The organism is Anabaena sp. PCC 7938 (genome assembly GCF_049315035.1).
Taxonomy (GTDB): domain Bacteria; phylum Cyanobacteriota; class Cyanobacteriia; order Cyanobacteriales; family Nostocaceae; genus Anabaena; species Anabaena cylindrica.
In genome coordinates this window covers 4,210,761-4,229,856 of sequence record NZ_CP186034.1, presented here as the reverse complement: position 1 = coordinate 4,229,856, position 19,096 = coordinate 4,210,761, and the positions used below count along the sequence as shown (strand labels likewise).

Sequence of the window (19,096 nt, the reverse complement as noted above, 5' to 3'; positions counted from 1 at the left end):
ATTAAGATTTATTGATTTAAACAACATGAATATTGTTTAAGTCTATAGCTATAACCCAGTCAGGAACTAGGTTTTACTGTCTCCCAAGTCAAATAACCTCGCAACAAACCTTATTTGTTCATAACGGTTAGGTTTGAGAAAATCAGAAACGATTTAATAATCAAGCACTTATAGTTATTTGAGTTGTAAAGGGAGAAGACCGGATGAAATTGGCTTACTGGATGTATTCAGGCCCCGCCCACATTGGTACTTTGCGGATTGCTAGTTCCTTTAAAAACGTTCACGCAATCATGCACGCACCTCTCGGTGATGACTACTTTAATGTTATGCGTTCCATGCTATCGCGGGAGAGAGACTTTACCCCAGTGACAACCAGTGTGGTTGACAGAAACGTTTTAGCGCGTGGTTCTCAAGAAAAGGTGGTGGATAACATCACCCGCAAAGACGCTGAAGAACACCCCGATTTAATTGTCTTAACCCCCACCTGCACCTCCAGCATTCTGCAAGAAGACTTACACAACTTTGTGGAAAGGGCGCAGTTGGAAGCGAAAGGGGACGTAATGCTGGCGGACGTGAACCATTACCGCTACAACGAATTACAAGCCGCAGACCGGACTCTACAACAAATCGTTCAATATTACATTGAGAAAGCCCGCAAGCGTGGGGAACTACCAACAGAAAAAACTGCTAAACCTTCAGTTAACATCTTTGGTATTTCTACTCTTGGTTTCCACAATAATCACGACTGTACTGAACTGAAACGGCTAATGGCTGATTTGGGAATTGAGGTAAATACTGTCATTCCTGAAGGTGCTTCGGTTCACGAGTTGAAGAATATGCCAAAAGCTTGGTTTAATCTAGTTCCTTACCGTGAACTTGGTTTAACTACAGCTAAATATTTAGAAGAAGAATTCGGGACTCCTTACGTAGATATTACGCCGATGGGTGTTGTGGAAACGGCAAGATGTATCCGCAAAATTCAGCAGGTAATTAATGCCCAAGGTGGTGAGGTTGATTACGAAGACTTCATTAATGAACAAACTCTCCATGTATCCCAAGCTGCTTGGTTTTCCCGTTCGATTGACTGTCAGAATTTAACTGGGAAGAAAGCGGTGGTTTTTGGTGATAATACCCATGCGGCTGCTTTAACTAAGATTTTGTCACGGGAAATGGGGATTCATGTGGTTTGGGCTGGTACTTATTGCAAGTATGATGCTGACTGGTTTAGAGAACAGGTGAGCGAATATTGCGATGAGGTATTGATTACAGACGATCATGGAGAAATTGGGGATGCGATCGCTCGCGTTGAACCTTCTGCTATATTTGGTACACAGATGGAACGCCACGTTGGTAAACGTTTGGATATTCCTTGCGGTGTGATTGCAGCACCTATCCACGTCCAAAATTTCCCCATTGGTTACAAACCATTTATGGGTTATGAAGGCACAAATCAAATCACTGATTTAATCTACAATTCCTTTACTTTGGGAATGGAAGATCACTTATTAGAAATCTTTGGTGGACACGATACAAAAGAAGTAATTACCAAAGGAATTTCCGCAGAATCCGGTTTAAATTGGACAAAAGATGGACAAGCAGAATTAAATAAGATTCCTGGTTTTGTGCGCGGAAAAGTAAAGCGAAATACTGAAAAATTTGCCCGTGAACGTGGCTTTAAAGATATCTCGGCTGAGGTATTGTATGCAGCGAAGGAGTCTGTAGGGGCGTAAGTTTACTGCGATCGCATGAGTCAACGCAGCGATCGCACCAACCAGTAAAATGGGTATGTCCGTAATTAAAACCCTATGTTCACCACATCTGATTTCCTGCAATATACACAATGGTCAGGTATTGCGACGATAGCCTTTGCAGTCTTCACAATTCTAGCTTTTATCGTCAAATGGGGCTTTCGCTTTCGGCTGGTGGGTGCAACTGGCTTTATGATCGTGCTGACTGCTGGGTTATTTTCACTGTCTTTAGTCCCTCTGAGTCGCACAGTTATCCCCGGTGCAGTAAAATACACCCTAGTTTATGACAATGGTTCTAGCGAAGCGGTAATTGCGACTTCACCCCAGATTACCCCTACACAATTAGAAGCAACTTTGCGTCAAGCAGCTAGTAATCTGTATTCTTTTGGTCGTTTGGGTAGCAGAGGAAACAACCAATTGACCATTCGCGCCCGTACCGTTATCCACCCAGAACCAGGAATTACAGTACCGCTGTATTTAGGTGAAGTCAAACGAACTTTGGCTAGTCGTGAAGATTCTGAAATGGCCGTGCAAGTTTACCTAGATAAATTCGCTCAAATACCAAAAAAACCCACAGCTTAACAGAGATTTGGAAGTGTGGGGAGATAGGGAAATGGCAAATATTACCTAGTTTTCAGTCCCCAATCCCCAAATATAGCCTTTCCCACTCTAGTTTAGATACAAAATTACCCCTCCCCAACCCTCCCCTTGGTAAGGGGCTACGGTGCGCGACAGCGCGGGTGGGGTGTATTTCATGAGCTTGGGAATTGCCACAACATGATTTTTTTGTGATTTACTATACAATAAATATTATTTTTAGATTAAGATATTAAAACTTCAAAAATTTCACTATTGGGGAAAAAATGTATCACTTTGCTGGTTATAGGCAATGGTAAGAGGATTGCGCTTAATCTCTAATTGGTAGTCGAAGTATGCCCATCCCGCAAGATTAGATAATTTATTTTCTGGTGTTCCCTCAGAACCAAGCCTGATGCTAAAAGACTTTCAACTCTGTTCCCTATTCCCTATTCCCTGCTGTATATTGTTAATCTAATTTGGTTAAGAAATATCAATTTTTGACATACTACTTATTATGCCTAATCAATCTTCTACTCAAGCTTTATCTACCCAAACCTCTAGTTCGTTAGTTGCACTCACAGTTTCCCCGGCTAAAGTTATCCGGGGTGCTGGTGTGTTAATCTCAGCAGCAGGAGAAATTGCCCGTTTGGGAACTCGTCCTTTAATTGTGGCAGGCGATCGCACTCTCAAGATTAGCCAAGAGAGTTTACAATCTATTTTCCAAGCCGAAAATTTACACACAGTTACAGTTTCCTATGGTACAGATTGTTGTGAAGCCAGTCTGAAAGCCTTACGCGAAGCAGCAAAGGAACATCAAGCTGATGTCATTATCGGTGTTGGTGGTGGTAAATCCATGGATACAGCTAAGTTAGTCGCCCATCAATTACAGCTACCAGTTGTCACAATTCCTACTTCTGCGGCTACCTGTGCAGCTTGGACGGCTTTATCAAATGTCTATTCTGAAGCTGGGGCGTTTTTATATGATGTGGCTTTGTCTCGCTGTCCTGATTTGCTGATTTTGGACTATGATTTGATTCAAACTGCACCACAACGGACTTTAGTTGCAGGGATTGGAGATGCGATCGCAAAATGGTACGAAGCATCAGTCAGCAGTGGACACTTACAACAAACCCTAATTATTGCCGCAGTTCAACAAGCGCGGGTTTTACGAGATATTTTATTACAAAAGTCCGAAGTTGCCCTCAAAGAACCAGGTAGTGAAACTTGGCAAGAAGTTGTAGATGCAACGGTTTTACTCGCTGGAGTCATCGGTGGACTGGGTGGGGCGCAATGTCGCACTGTTGCTGCCCATGCTGTACATAATGGTTTAACGCATATTTCTGGACATGGTAGCATTCATGGGGAAAAAGTCGCCTATGGCATCTTGGTACAACTGCGGTTGGAAGAAATGATCCCAGGAAATCAACTAGCAGCAGCAGCAAGACAACAATTGTTGAAGTTCTATGCAGAGATTGGATTACCGCAAAAATTAAGTGATTTAGGTTTAGGTAATATCACCCTGGGCGAGTTACAAACAGCAGCAGAAATTGCTTTAGATCCTCATTCTGATATCCATCGCTTACCTTTTAAAGTGGCATTGGAACAATTAATGGCCGCAATGGTTTCTACTACTGCACCAATAGATAGTAATCGTATTGACAAAAAGGGGGAACGAGTAACAGGTAATTGAAGGCAGGAGTCAGGAGTCAGGAGTCAGAAGTAAAAATAAAGGTTCTTTCTCATCCTCCCTAGTTCCCAATCACCAATCCCCAATCCCCAGTCCCTGTTTATATTCGAGGTTTTTAGATGAATTTGAGTTGGATTACACCCGCAGAACGTGTACAAAAGTTGCCTCCTTATGTGTTTGCCCGTCTTGATGAATTGAAAGCCAAGGCTAGGGAACAGGGGCTAGATTTGATTGATTTGGGGATGGGAAACCCCGATGGTCCCACGCCGCAACCGGTGGTAGAAGCGGCAATTGCAGCTTTGCAAAATCCCGCTAATCACGGTTATCCCCCATTTGAAGGTACTGCTAGTTTCCGCAAGGCAATTACCCAATGGTACAATCGCCGTTATGGTGTGGTACTTGATCCTGATAGTGAGGCTTTACCTCTATTGGGTTCTAAGGAAGGTTTGGCACATTTAGCGATCGCTTACATTAATCCCGGTGACACTGTTTTAGTCCCTTCACCCTCCTACCCCGTTCATTTCCGTGGCCCCATCATTGCCGGTGGAGTTATTCACAATCTAATTCTCAAAGCAGAAAATAACTGGTTAATTGATTTAGCTGCTATTCCTGACGAAGTAGCCAGAAAAGCCAAAATTCTCTATTTTAATTATCCCAGTAATCCCACCGCAGCTACTGCCCCCCGTGAATTTTTTGAAGAAATTGTGGCTTTTGCACGGAAGTATGAAATTCTTTTAGTCCATGATTTATGTTACGCCGAATTAGCTTTTGATGGTTATCAACCAACTAGTTTGTTAGAAATTCCCGGTGCAAAAGATATCGGTGTAGAATTTCATACCCTCTCTAAAACCTATAATATGGCAGGTTGGCGTGTAGGTTTTGTGGTGGGAAATAGTCATGTAATCCAAGGTTTGCGGACTTTAAAAACTAATTTGGATTATGGCATTTTCTCCGCTTTACAAACTGCCGCAGAGACAGCTTTGCAACTTTCAGATACGTATTTACACGAAGTCCAACAACGTTACCGCACCCGTCGAGATTTTCTCATTGATGGTTTAGGCCAGTTGGGTTGGAAGATTCCCAAAACGGAAGCAACCATGTATTTGTGGATAAAATGTCCTGAGGGGATGAATTCCACAGATTTTGCTTTGCACGTCCTACAGCAAACAGGGGTTGTTCTCACTCCTGGTAATGCTTTTGGCGTTGGTGGAGAAGGCTATGTGAGAATTAGTTTAATAGCAGAGTGCGATCGCTTGGGAAAAGCTTTACAAAGATTCAAAGAAGCGGGAATCCACTATCAAATGGAAGCCATAGTTTCTGCGTGATAATTAAGGTGAATACACAATCTCAAAAGAATTAAGGTTATGACAATTCTAGAAAAAGTAGTAACTACGATGCAGCAGTTGCCTATGGATCAACAGCAGCAAGTTCTACGTTTTATTGAATTTCTTGTATTTGAATTGAGAGATAACGAACTACAGCCAAGCGATCGCCTAGTTAATCAACATCCTGAAAAAGCAACTGCAAACAATCCTAAAATTTCTCCTCGTGATCTATTGAGAAAATGGGAGGGAGTGATTGAGGATGGAGTTAATGATCTTTCCTGTAATAAAAAATACATGGAAGGATATGGGGAGAAATGAATCAGCGCATAATTCTCGATACTGGTGTTTTAGTTGCTTATTTCAGAAAATCTGATCGCTTTCACAAATGGGCTGTAACTCAATGGAGACAGGTTGATTTACCTGTATTAACCTGCGATGCTGTAATTTCAGAAACTTGTTTTCTTTTTCGTGATTTACCTTTATACCGCGTAATTAATTGATGCCAACTCCCACCACGTTTCCTAACAATGTCATCGTAGCAGGCTTTCATGCCCTTTCTGACCCCATCAGAATCAGCGTGATAGAACTGCTGCGACAGCGTGAATTGTGCGTATGTGACTTATGTGATGCTTTAGAAATAAGTCAGTCAAAATTATCCTTTCACCTAAAAAATCTCAAAGAAGCTGGTTTAGTTAACTCACGTCAGGAAGGACGCTGGATTTATTACAGCTTAAATTTGCCCCAATTTCAGATTTTAGAACAATATTTAGCCGATTTTTGCCTCAATCATATCATGTCAGTACCTCGTTCCTGCTGCGATTAATCAAGATGGGTAATATTAAAACTATAAGGGTGTAATTACATAAACTAAGACAGTGTTAATTACTCAAAACCTTGAAACAACCGAGTTTATACTCATGACTCACCGAGTTGATTTCACCCCTCTACCCAATACATCAAATTTTATTGATTAATATTTGTATATGTTGTTATAATATTGCTTGACATATCAACTTTTTTTGAAATGATAGATACATAACTTTCCATATCAGCAATAGGAATGGTGATGTCAGTGAAAACAACGAGGAATAAATTGGTCTTAGCAGTGGGAATGTTGACATTAGCAACTAGTTGCACAACAGCACCCGACTCATCAATTCAAACTCAGCAGACAGCAAAAACAACACAAGTCACTGATTCAGAAACTATAAAAGCCATCAAAATTGATGGTTCTAGTACCGTACATCCAATTACACAGGCTATAGCCAAAGAGTTTCCAGTCACAACCAAAAATAACACCCCAGTGCAAGTTAGCATTTCGGGTACTGGTGGGGGGTTTGAAAAATTCTGCACGGGTAAAATAGACATCAATAACGCCTCTCGACCAATTTCTAAAGCAGAGATGGCAGTTTGTAATAAAAATGATGTTAGATACATAGAATTACCCATCGCCTTTGATGCCTTAACCATCGCTGTTAATCCCCAAAACGACTGGGCAAAAGACATCACAGTAGCAGAATTAAAAAAAATGTGGGAACCTGCTGCTGAAGGAAAAATTACCCGTTGGAATCAAGTACGTAGTTCTTGGCCAGATCGTCCTCTGAATTTATACGGTGCTGGTAAACAATCTGGTACATTTGACTACTTCACAGAGGCGCTAGTTGGTAAAGCTAAATCCAGCCGTAATGATTACATAGGTAGCGAAGATGATGATGTCTTAGTTGAAGGTATCAATAAAGATCCTAACGCTTTAGGATATTTTGGTTACGCTTACTATGAAAAAAACAAAGATAAGTTAAAAGTAGTAGCTGTTAACAACGGAAAAGGTGCAGTTTTACCATCACCAGAAACAGTAGAGAAATCTCAATATCAACCACTTTCTCGACCCTTATTTATCTATGTCAATCTTTGGTCTAGCCAAAACAGAGGTGACGTTTATAAATTTGTAGATTTCTATCTGCAAAAAGCATCAACAGTTGCTAATTCTGTCGGTTATGTACCTTTACCAGAGGAAGCTTACAAAATTAATTATGTCCAATTGCATAACGGAAAAGCGGGAACAGTATTTGCTGGAAAAGCAGAACTAGACCTAACAATTGGGCAATTATTGCGTAAACAAAAGGAATTTTAACATGACAGTGCGTGTAGGAATTAATGGCTTTGGCCGCATGGGACGTTTAGCACTCCGCGCTGCATGGGGTTGGCCAGAAATAGAATTTGTACATATCAATGAAACGAAAGGTGGTGCAGTAGCAGCAGCACATTTACTCAAATTTGATTCTGTACATGGACGCTGGGATAGAGAAGTTGAAGCAGTAGAAAACAGAGTCGTAATTGATGGTAAACCCCTCAGTTTTAGTGAAAATTCCCAACCGGGTGAAGTTCCTTGGGAAGACTTTGGTGTTGATATTGTTTTGGAATGTTCTGGTAAATTTAGAACCACAGCTACCCTTGATCCTTATTTTAAAAGAGGTGTGCAGAAAGTAATTGTTGCTGCACCTGTAAAGGAAGGGGCATTAAATATTGTCATGGGGGTAAATGATCACCTTTATGAATCTAATCAACATCATTTATTAACTGCTGCTTCTTGTACTACTAACTGTTTAGCCCCAGTAGTAAAAGTAATTCATGAAGGCTTAGGAATTAAACATGGCATAATCACCACAATTCATGACAATACTAATACTCAAACTATCGTTGATGCACCTCATAAAGATTTGCGTCGCGCTAGGGCTACAAGTATGTCATTAATTCCTACTAGCACTGGTTCAGCTACAGCTATTGGTTTAATTTATCCAGAATTAAATGGTAAGTTAAATGGTTTAGCTGTGCGTGTACCTTTATTAAATGCTTCTTTAACAGATTGTGTGTTTGAAGTGGTTCGTTCAACAACGGTAGATGAAATTAATGGTTTGTTAAAGGCAGCTTCTGAACAAGAACCACTTAAAGGTATTTTGGGTTATGAAGAACGTCCTTTAGTGTCAATTGATTATAAAGATGATCCTCGTTCTGCAATTATTGATGCCCTTTCAACAATGGTTGTAAATGAAACTCAAGTGAAAATTTTAGCTTGGTATGACAATGAATGGGGTTATGCCAATCGCATGGTGGAATTAGCGCGAAAGGTGGCTTTAAGTTTGCAGAAATAATGATTTTCAAAGGGGTGGAATGTTTATTTTACCCCTGATGGATTTTTTTCACGCAGAGACGCAGAGGCGCAAAGAGAGTTAGAGTTTTTTGATTCTTGGTTTGTATTGTAAATTTTGAATTTTTAATCATGGCTTCTACTACAAGTTCTAGTGGTAATTTAAAGAATTACGCTTTAGTTACTTTGGCTTATTGGGGGTTCACTATTACTGATGGTGCTTTGCGGATGTTGGTGTTGCTTTATTTTAATAAAATTGGTTATACACCTCTGCAAATTGCATCTCTGTTTCTGTTTTATGAGGTTTTTGGTATTGTTACGAATTTTTTAGGTGGTTGGATTGGTTCACAATTTGGATTGAAAGTTACTCTTTATACAGGTATTGGTTTACAGATTTTTTCTCTGGTGATGTTGTCTTGGTTAAATCCTAATTGGGTACAGTGGTTTGCAGTTCTTTATGTGATGATTGCACAGGCTTTTTCAGGAATTGCGAAAGATTTAACGAAGATGAGTACTAAAAGTGCTATTCGTTTGGTAGTTCCACAAGATGCCCAATCTTCTTTGTTTAAATGGGTAGCAGTTTTAACGGGTTCTAAAAATGCTCTCAAAGGTGTTGGTTTTTTTGTTGGTAGTGCGATTTTATCTTTATTTGGGTTTGTCAATTCCCTGTTGATAATGGCAGGTGGACTATTTTTGATTATGTTCACTGGATTGATGTTGCCGAAGGGAATGGGCAAAATTAAGAAGAAAGTTAAGTTTAGTCAACTGTTTTCTAAAAGCAAAGAAATTAATATTTTGTCTGCGGCTAGATTTTTTCTTTTTGGTTCGAGAGATGTGTGGTTTGTAGTGGCTTTACCAGTATTTTTACGTGAAACTTTGGGTTGGTCTTTTTATCAGGTGGGAGGGTTTTTGGCTTGTTGGGTAATTGGATATGGGATTATTCAATTTTTAGCACCAACTTTGATACAACGATTTGGTTCTGGCCGTCCACCGCAATCACAGACTATTCAGTTTTGGACTTTTACGTTAACTGCTGTTCCTGGTGCGATCGCACTTGCTCTCCAAATCGGTTTACCTGCTAATCTAGTAATTATTGGTGGACTCCTCATATTTGGCGTGGTCTTTGCCTTCAATTCCGCCGTTCATTCCTATCTAGTGTTAGCATTTACCGATGATGACAAGGTAGCCTTAAACGTTGGCTTCTATTATATGGCTAATTCCGGTGGTCGTCTCGCAGGTACTGTATTATCAGGTTTAGTTTATCAGTTATCCGGCTTAGTCGGTTGTCTGTGGACATCAATGTTTTTTGTTTTAGCAGCAGCTTTAGTTTCTCTGAAGTTACCAAATCCTCAACCTAGTAAAGATATCGCTTGGAAAGCTGGTGACGGTGATTAAAAAATCAAAATTAGGTAATGAGTTATATTGGGTAATATATAGTTTTTCCCCATTATAAATCATAAATTACATCTATTAATTATTAGGAGATATTTATGAATGTAAATAATGGAGAAAATATAATTCCAATTAAAGCTCAAAGCAATCTCAGCTTTTTTGAAAAATATCTCACTGTTTGGGTATTTATCTGCATTTTAGTAGGAATTGCATTGGGAAAATTATTTCCAGGCATTGCTGTTACACTAGACGCTATTAGTATTTATCAAGTCTCAATTCCCATTGCTATATGCCTATTTTTCATGATGTACCCCATCATGGTAAAAATCGACTTCACCCAAGCTGCAAATGCACTCCGCACCCCGAAACCTGTAATTCTGACTTTAGTAATGAATTGGTTGATTAAACCATTCACCATGGTAGTATTTGCCCAATTCTTTTTAGGTTGGTTATTTAAACCATTGATTACAGGTACAGAATTAATTCGTGGCAATGAAGTTAGTTTAGCCAATTCTTACATTGCTGGGGCAATTTTATTAGGAATTGCACCTTGTACGGCAATGGTTTTAATGTGGGGATATCTTGCATACGGAAATCAAGCACATACCTTGGTCATGGTGGCAGTTAATTCTCTAGCAATGCTGTTTTTATATGCACCCTTGGGTAGGTGGTTACTAGCAGCAAATGATTTAATAGTTCCTTGGCAAACAATAGTTTTATCTGTATTGATTTATGTTGGTTTGCCCTTAGTCGCAGGGATGTATAGCCGTTATTGGATTTTTAAATATAAAGGTAAACAATGGTTTGAAAGAGAATTTCTGAAATATCTTTCTCCCATTGCTACTAGTGCTTTATTGATTACTTTAGTTTTGCTGTTTGCCTTTAAGGGTGAATTAATTGTTAAGAATCCCTTGCACATTTTATTAATTGCTGTACCGCTATTCATTCAAACTAATTTCATTTTCTTGATTAGTTATGTAGCAGCATTAAAATTGAATATAACTTATGAGGATGCAGCCCCTGCGGCTTTAATTGGTGCTAGTAATCATTTTGAAGTCGCTATTGCCACAGCAGTAATGTTATTTGGTTTAAATTCTGGTGCTGCATTAGCGACAGTGGTAGGAGTTTTAATTGAAGTTCCAGTAATGTTAATGCTGGTTGAATTTTGTAAGCGCACAGCAGCTTGGTTTCCTAGAGAACCAGAAAAGGCAACTTTGTTAGATCCCCGCTGTATTCATCCTTCCTAGTTATATTGATCTTATCAATATAAAATAATTCCTACAAGGAGCAAAATTTATGTCAGTTCTAAAAACTCATATTGCATTGAATGTCACTAACATTGAGAAATCAGTAACATTTTATCAAGCAATGTTTGGTGTTGAACCTGTGAAATATAAAACTGATTATGCTAAGTTTGATATTTCCAAACCACCTTTAAACCTGACACTAAATATAACTTCTAGCGTACAGTCTGGGGGAGCATTATCTCATTTAGGTGTGCAGGTTGAAAGTACCCAAGAAGTACAAGCTTCTATACAAAGGTTTGCAGAAGCTGGACTAGCATTGTTTACAGAGGAAAATACAGAATGTTGCTATGCGTTACAAGATAAAGTGTGGGTAACAGATCCTGATGGAAATCGCTGGGAAGTATTTGTGGTGAAGGTGGCAGACACAAAACCAGCAGAGAATGTGGATGCTACTATAGATTCTGAACAGGTAGTACAACCTTTGAAAAAATCTTGTTGTGCATGATATAGGGTGGGCAAGGTTTAAATATGGGAATCTGATTTGAACCTTGAAGGTTTAATAAAATGAAAAGCCTTATTAATTAACTAAATTAAATAAGGCTTTTTTTATTCAACGTTTATCAACAATCAAATTTTTATTTTTTCTGTTTTTCATCATTCTGACTTGGTATTTCTTGTGTGATTTGCTTAACTGTTTCAACTGTTAAATTCAAAGCCTGTGCAATTTGTTCTACTGTCAAATTCAACGCTAATAATCTAGGTATAGATTCTAACTTTGCTTCCAAGCTCCCTTCTTCTCTTCCTTCCTCTCTTCCTTCCTGATAAACCTTTGTTTGTTTCAAATCACTTAAACTAAACATAGCCTCAATCTCCTTGTGACTCATTCTGGGAAACTTATAAACCAAAATAGTTTCTACTATTTCTAATAACCCACATTCCGCAGATGTTAAAGCAAATTTAGGAATTAAAAATTTAGAGAAAGAAAAGCCTGAAAAGATTGTCTAGCAAGGATTTCAGGCTTTTATTTGTTAAAATAAAAAGCGTCAAATAGAGAAGGGAAAAACCGTGAAAGAGTCTCAAGTTGCCATACAAACCCTAGATATAGACCATTTAGGAATAGTAGCAGGAATAATAGACGAGATGGAATTGGTAGAAGAAGTGAATAAAATAGTGGGAATAAAAACAAAAGAAACCCTAACACCAGGACAAGTAGTAAAAGCGATGATATTGAATGGATTAGGGTTTTTAAGCGCCCCATTATATCTATTTGGGGAATTTTTTGTAGGAAAAGCAACAGAACATTTAATAGGAGAAGGAGTATTACCAGAGCATTTAAATGACGACAAACTAGGAAGAGAACTAGACAAATATCATCAAATAGGAACAACCAAGATATTTCGGCTCTTGCATCCCTTTTATGGTGATTGAGGATTTATTGTAACAAAACCCTTGCCCCGCAAGGGTTATAAATAATTATGGTACTTCCTTGAATGAAATGCTTACAGGATAAGGCTTTCAAGGATTCTGAACTAGGTTGTCCATAAAAATAACCGAAGAACCGATATTTACAGCAGTAGCCATAAAAGCAGCCCATAAATTCCAAGTAGAAATGGATAGTATTCATTTAGATGGGACATCAATGAGTGTAGAAGGAGAGTACAAAAAAGAAATCAAAGAAATAGACGAAATAAAGCAAGAAACAGAAGAGAATAAATTAGAAATAGAACCGGAGATGAAAGCAATAGAAATAGTCCACGGATATTCAAGAGATAAAAGACCAGACTTGAAACAATTTATCATAGACATGATAGTAACAGGAGATGGAGACATCCCATTATATTTAAAAGTAGACTCAGGAAACGTAGATGATAAAAGTGTATTTGTAGAAAGATTAAAAGAATTTAAAAAACAATGGACATTTGAGGGCATAAGTGTAGCAGACAGTGCCTTATATACAGCAGAAAACTTAGCAGCAATGAGAGAACTGAAATGGATAACAAGAGTACCACTAAGTATCAAAGAAGCAAAAAATAAAATTGTAGATATAAAAGAAGCAGAATGGAAAGATAGTCAAATATCAGGCTATAAAATAGCAGCCAAAGAATCAGAATATGCAGGCATAAAACAAAGATGGATAATCGTAGAAAGTGAAATCAGAAAAAAATCAAGTATCCAACAAGTAGAAAAACAAGTCAAAAAACAGGAAGCAAAAGCAAAAGCCGCACTCAGCAAACTATCCAGACAAGAGTTCGCCTGTCAGCCAGATGCAAAAATAGTAATAGAAAAGCTATCAAAATCCTGGAAATATCACCAAATAAAAGAAATTGAATACATAGAGAAACTAGAATATAAAACAGCAGGTAGACCAAGTAAATTGACCGAACCAAGTCAAATAAAATATCAAATAAAAGGTCAAATAGAAACAAGAGAAGAAGTAATAGAAACTGAAAAAAATTAACGCAGGGAGATTTATATTAGCAACGAATGTATTAGATAGAAATGAATTGAGTGATGAGAAAGTATTAGAAGAATACAAAGCTCAACAATCTAACGAAAGAGGATTTAGATTTTTAAAAGACCCATTGTTTTTTACATCAAGCGTATTTGTCAAAACCCCGGAAAGAGTAGAAGCAATAGCAATGATAATGGGATTGTGTTTGTTAGTCTATAACCTTGCCCAAAGAAAATTAAGGCAAGAATTAGCTAAATTTGATGATGGGATTAGAAATCAAGTTAAGAAAATCACAAATAAACCGACAATGAGGTGGGTATTTCAGATGTTTCAGGCTGTACATTTGGTAATCATAAATGGACAGAAACAAATGAGCAATTTAACGGAGGAACGTGAAAAGATTGTCAGATATTTAGGAAAGAGTTGTAGTAAATATTATCTAATTACTTGATGTGGTTTATTTGACCTAAAAGATGTAGAAAGTTCAAGGGTAAAAGTAGTAAATAGAAGTTTTTAGCGAAGACGGAAATATTCTTGGCTTTAATTGTCATGTTTATTTTACCGAAAATGACTACTTTAATTGAGAGAGAGAATCTATTTTAAAAACTTGTGAAATTAACTTACTTAATAAGCTCTATCTTTTGGCAAATAAAGTTAAATTCAGCCAGAAAAATTAGGTAGATAAAATTTTCCTGGCTGGAATTTTTCAAAAATATCAATAATCTGAGTCACATCTGCGGAATGTGGGTAATAACTGCCGTTGTTGTTCATTGCTGATTTCCTGCTGGGTTCTGTTAATTAACTCTTTAGCAGTAGTAATTGCTGTGTTTTCATCCTCAATAATTAATTTTATGGTAGCAATACCAATAGGCAAAGATGCACTTTCACCTAATTCATTCAGATAAATACGGCTAATACGCTGACTGGTAAAAAATTCGCTGTAATGCTTGGTATCTGCTGTATCTAAACTGCGACTGGGATAAATAACAACTCCCCTCCACGGATTTTGAGGTTGATATTGCCGTAAATATAAAGATATTTCCGAGAATAGACGAAAATAAATTTCCGTATCGGTTTGAAACTGGACTTCTACAAAATAGATAGTGTTTTGTTCATCCTGCGTTGGTATAAAAACTCCATCTATCCGAAATGCAGTTTGCTTAATTTCGATAGAAGAGAACTGATAAGCTGCTGCTATTTGGGCTTGCTTGCCAATTAATTCAAAAAATATGCTGGGAAACTCTTGAAAAAGGCGATAAAATATGCTATCAGTTTTCACGCTGGATAGATTGCTAAAATTGGCACTCTCGCTATTTTACCTTTTCGTTAACTACTCCAGTGTTTTCCACAGTTGAAAACGTCATTTTATTAGGTCACTGGATAATAAACCATGGATTCAGGTTGCCTAAAGCTTCATTTTGACGGCAAATACGACTTAGAGATTACGGTTCACCCCAATTCATGAACGTATTAATTCTCATACATTAGTCAGAGTGACAACAGTTCAATCCATGAACCAATTAAAAACAACCTTTAAAATTAACCGTCCTATTCAAGGTTCGGGAAGCCACCCTTCATGGACTGACTACACAAGTTCAGTATATATATCAGCATAACTTGCGGTTTTGACCCCAGACCAGCTCAACCATGCTGCACTGACTGTTTTTTTAGATTCAGTTGGTTCAAAATTTAGTCCTTTATTTGTAGTTATACGGAGCCACAACATAAAATGGCAAAAGTAGTTGGAATTGACTTAGGTACGACTAACTCCTGCGTAGCAGTGATGGAAGGTGGTAAACCCACCGTAATCGCTAATGCAGAAGGCTTTCGGACAACACCATCAGTGGTGGCATTCGCTAAAAATGGCGATCGCTTGGTTGGTCAAATTGCCAAACGTCAAGCGGTCATGAACCCCGAAAATACCTTTTATTCGGTTAAACGTTTCATCGGTCGTCGTTATGACGAAGTTACCAAAGAAACCACTGAAGTATCTTACAAAGTGCTAGGTAGTGGCGGTAACGTTAAGCTAGACTCCCCAGGTGCAGGCAAACAATTTTCTCCCGAAGAAATTTCTGCCCAAGTCCTCCGCAAACTAGTAGAAGACGCTAGTAAATATCTGGGTGAAACCGTTACCCAAGCAGTCATCACCGTTCCCGCATACTTCAACGACTCCCAACGCCAAGCAACCAAAGACGCTGGAAAAATCGCCGGGATTGAAGTTCTCCGAATCATTAACGAACCTACAGCAGCCTCTCTAGCTTACGGTTTCGATAAAAAGAGCAACGAAACCATCCTCGTCTTTGACCTTGGTGGTGGTACCTTCGACGTATCCGTACTAGAAGTTGGTGATGGCGTATTTGAAGTACTAGCTACATCCGGAGATACCCACCTTGGTGGTGACGACTTCGATAAAAAAATAGTTGACTTTTTAGCTGAAAAATTCAAAAAAGACGAAGGCATTGATTTACGCAAAGACAAACAAGCCTTACAACGTTTAACTGAAGCCGCAGAAAAAGCCAAAATTGAGCTTTCTAGCGTTACCCAAGCCGAAATCAACCTGCCATTTATTACAGCAACCCAGGACGGCCCCAAGCACCTGGATACAACTCTAACTCGTGGCACATTTGAAGAACTTTGCTCTGACTTAATTGACCGTTGCCGCATCCCTGTAGAAAATGCTCTTAGAGATGCCAAATTAAATAAGAGCAACATTGATGAAGTCGTACTGGTTGGTGGTTCCACCCGGATTCCCGCAGTCCAAGATGTAGTCAAGCGGGTGCTAGGTAAAGACCCAAACCAAACTGTTAACCCTGATGAAGTGGTAGCAGTTGGTGCAGCTATTCAAGCGGGTGTTCTCGCTGGTGACGTTACAGGCATCTTACTGTTAGACGTTTCACCACTGTCCTTAGGTGTAGAAACCTTGGGTGGTGTGATGACCAAGATTATTCCTCGCAACACCACCATTCCTACCAAAAAATCAGAAGTCTTCTCGACTGCTGTAGACGGTCAAACCAACGTGGAAATTCATGTCCTCCAAGGGGAACGGGAATTTTCTAACGATAACAAGAGTTTGGGAACCTTCCGTTTAGATGGTATTCCTCCCGCACCTCGTGGCGTTCCTCAAATTGAAGTTACCTTTGACATTGATGCAAACGGTATCCTCAACGTCACCGCTAAGGATAAAGGCACTGGTAAGGAACAATCTATCAGCATTACCGGCGCTTCCACCTTGGATAAAAATGATGTTGACCGCATGGTGCGCGAAGCCGAACAAAACGCTTCTAGTGACAAAGAACGGCGTGAAAAGATTGAACGCAAGAACCAAGCTGACTCTTTAGCATATCAAGCTGAAAAGCAGTTGCAAGAATTAGGTGATAAAGTTCCTGAAGCTGATAAAACCAAAGTTGAAGGTTTGGTGAAAGAACTGCGGGAAGCAGTGGCTAAGGAAGATGATGAGCAAATCCAGAAACTGACACCAGAATTGCAACAAGCTCTGTTTGCTATTGGTAGCAACATCTATCAACAAGCTGGTGCAGGTGAAGCTCCCGGTGCTGAACCTCCTCAAGATGGTGGTGCTACTCCCCCTTCTGGCAGTGGTGACGATGTGATTGATGCTGATTTCACTGAAAGCAAATAATTCTATTCTCTAGGGGGTAATTAAACTCCCTTTTTGAATACCCATTCAGGTGTTTACCTGGGTGGGAATTTTTTTGGCTATTGTGTGCGTGCGTGCATCAGACTCAATCAGGACTCACGCACTGAAATGGAAAACTGTCATTCTGAGCGCAGCGAAGAATCTCTCCAGAAGTTGAAACGCCTATTCTACCGTTCTCAACTTGGCTGAGTGCATAAGTCCTATCAATAATTTGGTAAAAATTAACAGACTATGAACATTGATTTACAAGAAACTTGTTATGGAAATCACAAGCTATACTAAAACTCAGCTTTTCCAGTCCATGAATTGTGTCTAGCTTTGCCATCTATATGAATGCTAATATTATTGTATATTGCTAAATGATTAATATAATCACCACCCAGACTAATGGCTTCAGTAAGATTTACACGGCCCCCACTAGATGAGATAATTTTTTCTGTAGAATTTGTTGCTCCTGGTTTTTCTTCTGTCCATTTCGGACTTTATTGGGAGTCAATTCGGTTAGATTTTCCAGTGCAACAAGATAAAAGACCAATTATTTTGGAAGAGAACGAAAATTCTACACCTCTTTTACAAAGAGTATGGTTTATATCAAATGATGGAAAAAAACTAATTCAACTTCAAGATAATCTATTCATATTTAACTGGAGGTACGATCAGCAAAATAAAAATCCTGCGTTTGAGGATATTCTTAAAGAATTTATTTATCACTGGAATCATCTAAAAGCATGGTGGTTAAATATTGCACAAGAATCTATAGAATTGCGAAATTATGGTTTGACTTATATAAATCAAATAGGCAAAAAATTGGGTTGGGAAAATGCTAAAGATTATTCCAAAATATTTAATTTTGGAACAACAGAAGGAACTGATTTATTGAATTTTCCCGTTTCACTGGATTTTAAAATTAGTTTTTTATTACCTGATAACTCAGGAACCCTGTTGATTAGATTAGAACAATTATCTAGATCAGATAATTATAGTGAAGAAGTAATATCAGACGATGAATTATTTTTGTTTTTTCAACTACTTACAAAAAGCAGCAATACTACGATTCCAATAATAGATTGGTTTACATCTGCTCATGATTATGTTGTTACAGCTTTTTTGGAACTAACGAAGGATGAGGCTCAAAAATCATGGGGGCGTTATGAATACTAAAAAATATGCTAGTGCTTCTCAAATCGAGGAGGAAAAACTCTACAAGGAAAATAAATTTTTAAACGATATTAATGGATCTTTTTATTCCAAAATACAGGTTAACAAAGATGTCAAGGCTAAGAAGAATAATCCTCAGCCCAATATTGATAGAGAAAGAAATTATTATGCTGGTGAATTCATTGGTTTAATTCTAATCAAAGATTATTTCCAAGAGCATCCAAATAAAAGAAAAGCACTTGCTAAAAATGTTGCACAATATATCACCTCTACTGACACAGTATTGGAAGTATTAGATTTGGGTACTTCCAGAAAAATTCGTGAAGGTTTTGATGCTACAGTTATGCTGTTAGCTGAATGTGGAAATGTAATAATCTCTACTCTCAATCACCTACACAAACCCGACTTAGACAATAAAGATTTATTAGTTTTAGAAGAAAAATGGGAAATTCTAATTACTAGTATTGCTTGTACCTCTAATATCCCTGTTCAAAAAAGATTTAATGCAATCGTTAAATTAATCCCAGATAGCAACAGACGCTCAGTAAAAGCTGCAATTATAGATGCTTTGCTAATCATGGAAGATGAGATAGATATTCAAGCTATCAAAAGTCAATTAGAATATTTTTTGTCAGATTCTGAACACGATGAATATGTAAAAGAATATGCCAAAGAAGCTTTAGAAGATATGTAGGAGTTGAGAACTTT

At 38.3% G+C, this 19,096-nt stretch carries 16 protein-coding genes and 3 pseudogenes; 17 read left to right on the top strand and 2 right to left on the bottom strand.

The window, feature by feature from the left end; genetic code table 11:
- Positions 1-203: 203 nt before the first annotated feature.
- From bchB to ACOWPH_RS19245, 12 genes are all read left to right on the top strand, one after another.
- Positions 204-1,730, top strand: coding sequence for a ferredoxin:protochlorophyllide reductase (ATP-dependent) subunit B (gene bchB, locus ACOWPH_RS19300; protein WP_015217008.1), 1,527 nt, complete (start codon positions 204-206; stop codon positions 1,728-1,730).
- A 75-nt stretch (positions 1,731-1,805) separates the two neighbouring features.
- Complete coding sequence (locus tag ACOWPH_RS19295; RefSeq protein WP_015217007.1) at positions 1,806-2,330, top strand: Ycf51 family protein; 525 nt, start codon at positions 1,806-1,808, stop codon at positions 2,328-2,330.
- 511 nt (positions 2,331-2,841) lie between these two features.
- A complete protein-coding gene (locus ACOWPH_RS19290) occupies positions 2,842-4,017 on the top strand; it encodes an iron-containing alcohol dehydrogenase family protein (protein ID WP_015217006.1) in 1,176 nt (391 codons plus the stop codon).
- A gap of 116 nt (positions 4,018-4,133) precedes the next feature.
- The gene (locus ACOWPH_RS19285; protein WP_015217005.1) at positions 4,134-5,339 is read left to right on the top strand and encodes an aspartate aminotransferase; all 1,206 of its coding nucleotides are present in this window, start codon (positions 4,134-4,136) and stop codon (positions 5,337-5,339) included.
- Between the two features lie 39 nt (positions 5,340-5,378).
- A complete protein-coding gene (locus tag ACOWPH_RS19280; protein WP_015217004.1) occupies positions 5,379-5,657 on the top strand; it encodes a hypothetical protein in 279 nt (92 codons plus the stop codon).
- Positions 5,654-5,839: a PIN domain-containing protein gene (locus ACOWPH_RS19275; RefSeq protein WP_015217003.1), complete on the top strand. Its 186-nt coding sequence runs from the start codon at positions 5,654-5,656 to the stop codon at positions 5,837-5,839. The genes ACOWPH_RS19280 and ACOWPH_RS19275 overlap by 4 nt, the downstream gene beginning before the upstream one ends.
- The gene (locus ACOWPH_RS19270) at positions 5,839-6,162 is read left to right on the top strand and encodes an ArsR/SmtB family transcription factor (RefSeq protein ID WP_015217002.1); all 324 of its coding nucleotides are present in this window, start codon (positions 5,839-5,841) and stop codon (positions 6,160-6,162) included. The genes ACOWPH_RS19275 and ACOWPH_RS19270 overlap by 1 nt, the downstream gene beginning before the upstream one ends.
- A 243-nt stretch (positions 6,163-6,405) precedes the next feature.
- Positions 6,406-7,470, top strand: a complete 1,065-nt coding sequence (locus tag ACOWPH_RS19265) for a PstS family phosphate ABC transporter substrate-binding protein (protein WP_015217001.1) — start codon at positions 6,406-6,408, stop codon at positions 7,468-7,470.
- 1 nt (position 7,471) lies between these two features.
- Positions 7,472-8,488, top strand: a complete 1,017-nt coding sequence (locus ACOWPH_RS19260; protein ID WP_015217000.1) for an ArsJ-associated glyceraldehyde-3-phosphate dehydrogenase — start codon at positions 7,472-7,474, stop codon at positions 8,486-8,488.
- A 128-nt stretch (positions 8,489-8,616) separates the two neighbouring features.
- Positions 8,617-9,879: an organoarsenical effux MFS transporter ArsJ gene (arsJ, locus tag ACOWPH_RS19255; protein ID WP_015216999.1), complete on the top strand. Its 1,263-nt coding sequence runs from the start codon at positions 8,617-8,619 to the stop codon at positions 9,877-9,879.
- A 95-nt stretch (positions 9,880-9,974) separates the two neighbouring features.
- Positions 9,975-11,123: an ACR3 family arsenite efflux transporter gene (gene arsB / locus ACOWPH_RS19250; protein WP_015216998.1), complete on the top strand. Its 1,149-nt coding sequence runs from the start codon at positions 9,975-9,977 to the stop codon at positions 11,121-11,123.
- Positions 11,124-11,172: 49 nt separating this feature from the next.
- A complete protein-coding gene (locus ACOWPH_RS19245; RefSeq protein ID WP_015216997.1) occupies positions 11,173-11,628 on the top strand; it encodes an ArsI/CadI family heavy metal resistance metalloenzyme in 456 nt (151 codons plus the stop codon).
- 130 nt (positions 11,629-11,758) lie between these two features.
- Here the strand turns inward: ACOWPH_RS19245 and ACOWPH_RS19240 are convergent, their stop codons facing one another.
- A complete protein-coding gene (locus tag ACOWPH_RS19240) occupies positions 11,759-12,088 on the bottom strand; it encodes an Rpn family recombination-promoting nuclease/putative transposase (RefSeq protein ID WP_313933840.1) in 330 nt (109 codons plus the stop codon).
- Between the two features lie 121 nt (positions 12,089-12,209).
- On the opposite strand from ACOWPH_RS19240, the pseudogene ACOWPH_RS19235 reads away from it, so the two are divergent.
- Positions 12,210-12,521 (top strand): annotated as a pseudogene (locus tag ACOWPH_RS19235) (DUF4277 domain-containing protein); the annotation flags it as partial.
- Between the two features lie 163 nt (positions 12,522-12,684).
- Positions 12,685-14,026 (top strand): annotated as a pseudogene (locus ACOWPH_RS19230) (IS1634 family transposase); the annotation flags it as partial.
- Positions 14,027-14,323: 297 nt separating this feature from the next.
- Here ACOWPH_RS19230 and ACOWPH_RS19225 read toward each other — a convergent pair.
- Positions 14,324-14,854, bottom strand: a pseudogene (locus ACOWPH_RS19225) (Rpn family recombination-promoting nuclease/putative transposase); the annotation flags it as partial.
- A 450-nt stretch (positions 14,855-15,304) separates the two neighbouring features.
- On the opposite strand from ACOWPH_RS19225, the gene dnaK reads away from it, so the two are divergent.
- The 3 genes from dnaK (at position 15,305) to ACOWPH_RS19210 (ending at position 19,082) form a co-directional block, all read left to right on the top strand.
- Positions 15,305-17,212, top strand: a complete 1,908-nt coding sequence (gene dnaK / locus ACOWPH_RS19220; RefSeq protein ID WP_015216994.1) for a molecular chaperone DnaK — start codon at positions 15,305-15,307, stop codon at positions 17,210-17,212.
- 405 nt (positions 17,213-17,617) lie between these two features.
- Entirely contained in the window at positions 17,618-18,391 is a 774-nt protein-coding gene (locus tag ACOWPH_RS19215) for a TIGR04255 family protein (protein WP_015216993.1), read from the top strand.
- Positions 18,381-19,082 carry a hypothetical protein gene (locus ACOWPH_RS19210; protein ID WP_015216992.1) on the top strand — a complete coding sequence of 234 codons (702 nt, stop codon included), beginning with the start codon at positions 18,381-18,383 and terminating at the stop codon, positions 19,080-19,082. Before ACOWPH_RS19215 ends, ACOWPH_RS19210 begins: the two co-directional genes overlap by 11 nt.
- Positions 19,083-19,096 lie beyond the last annotated feature (14 nt).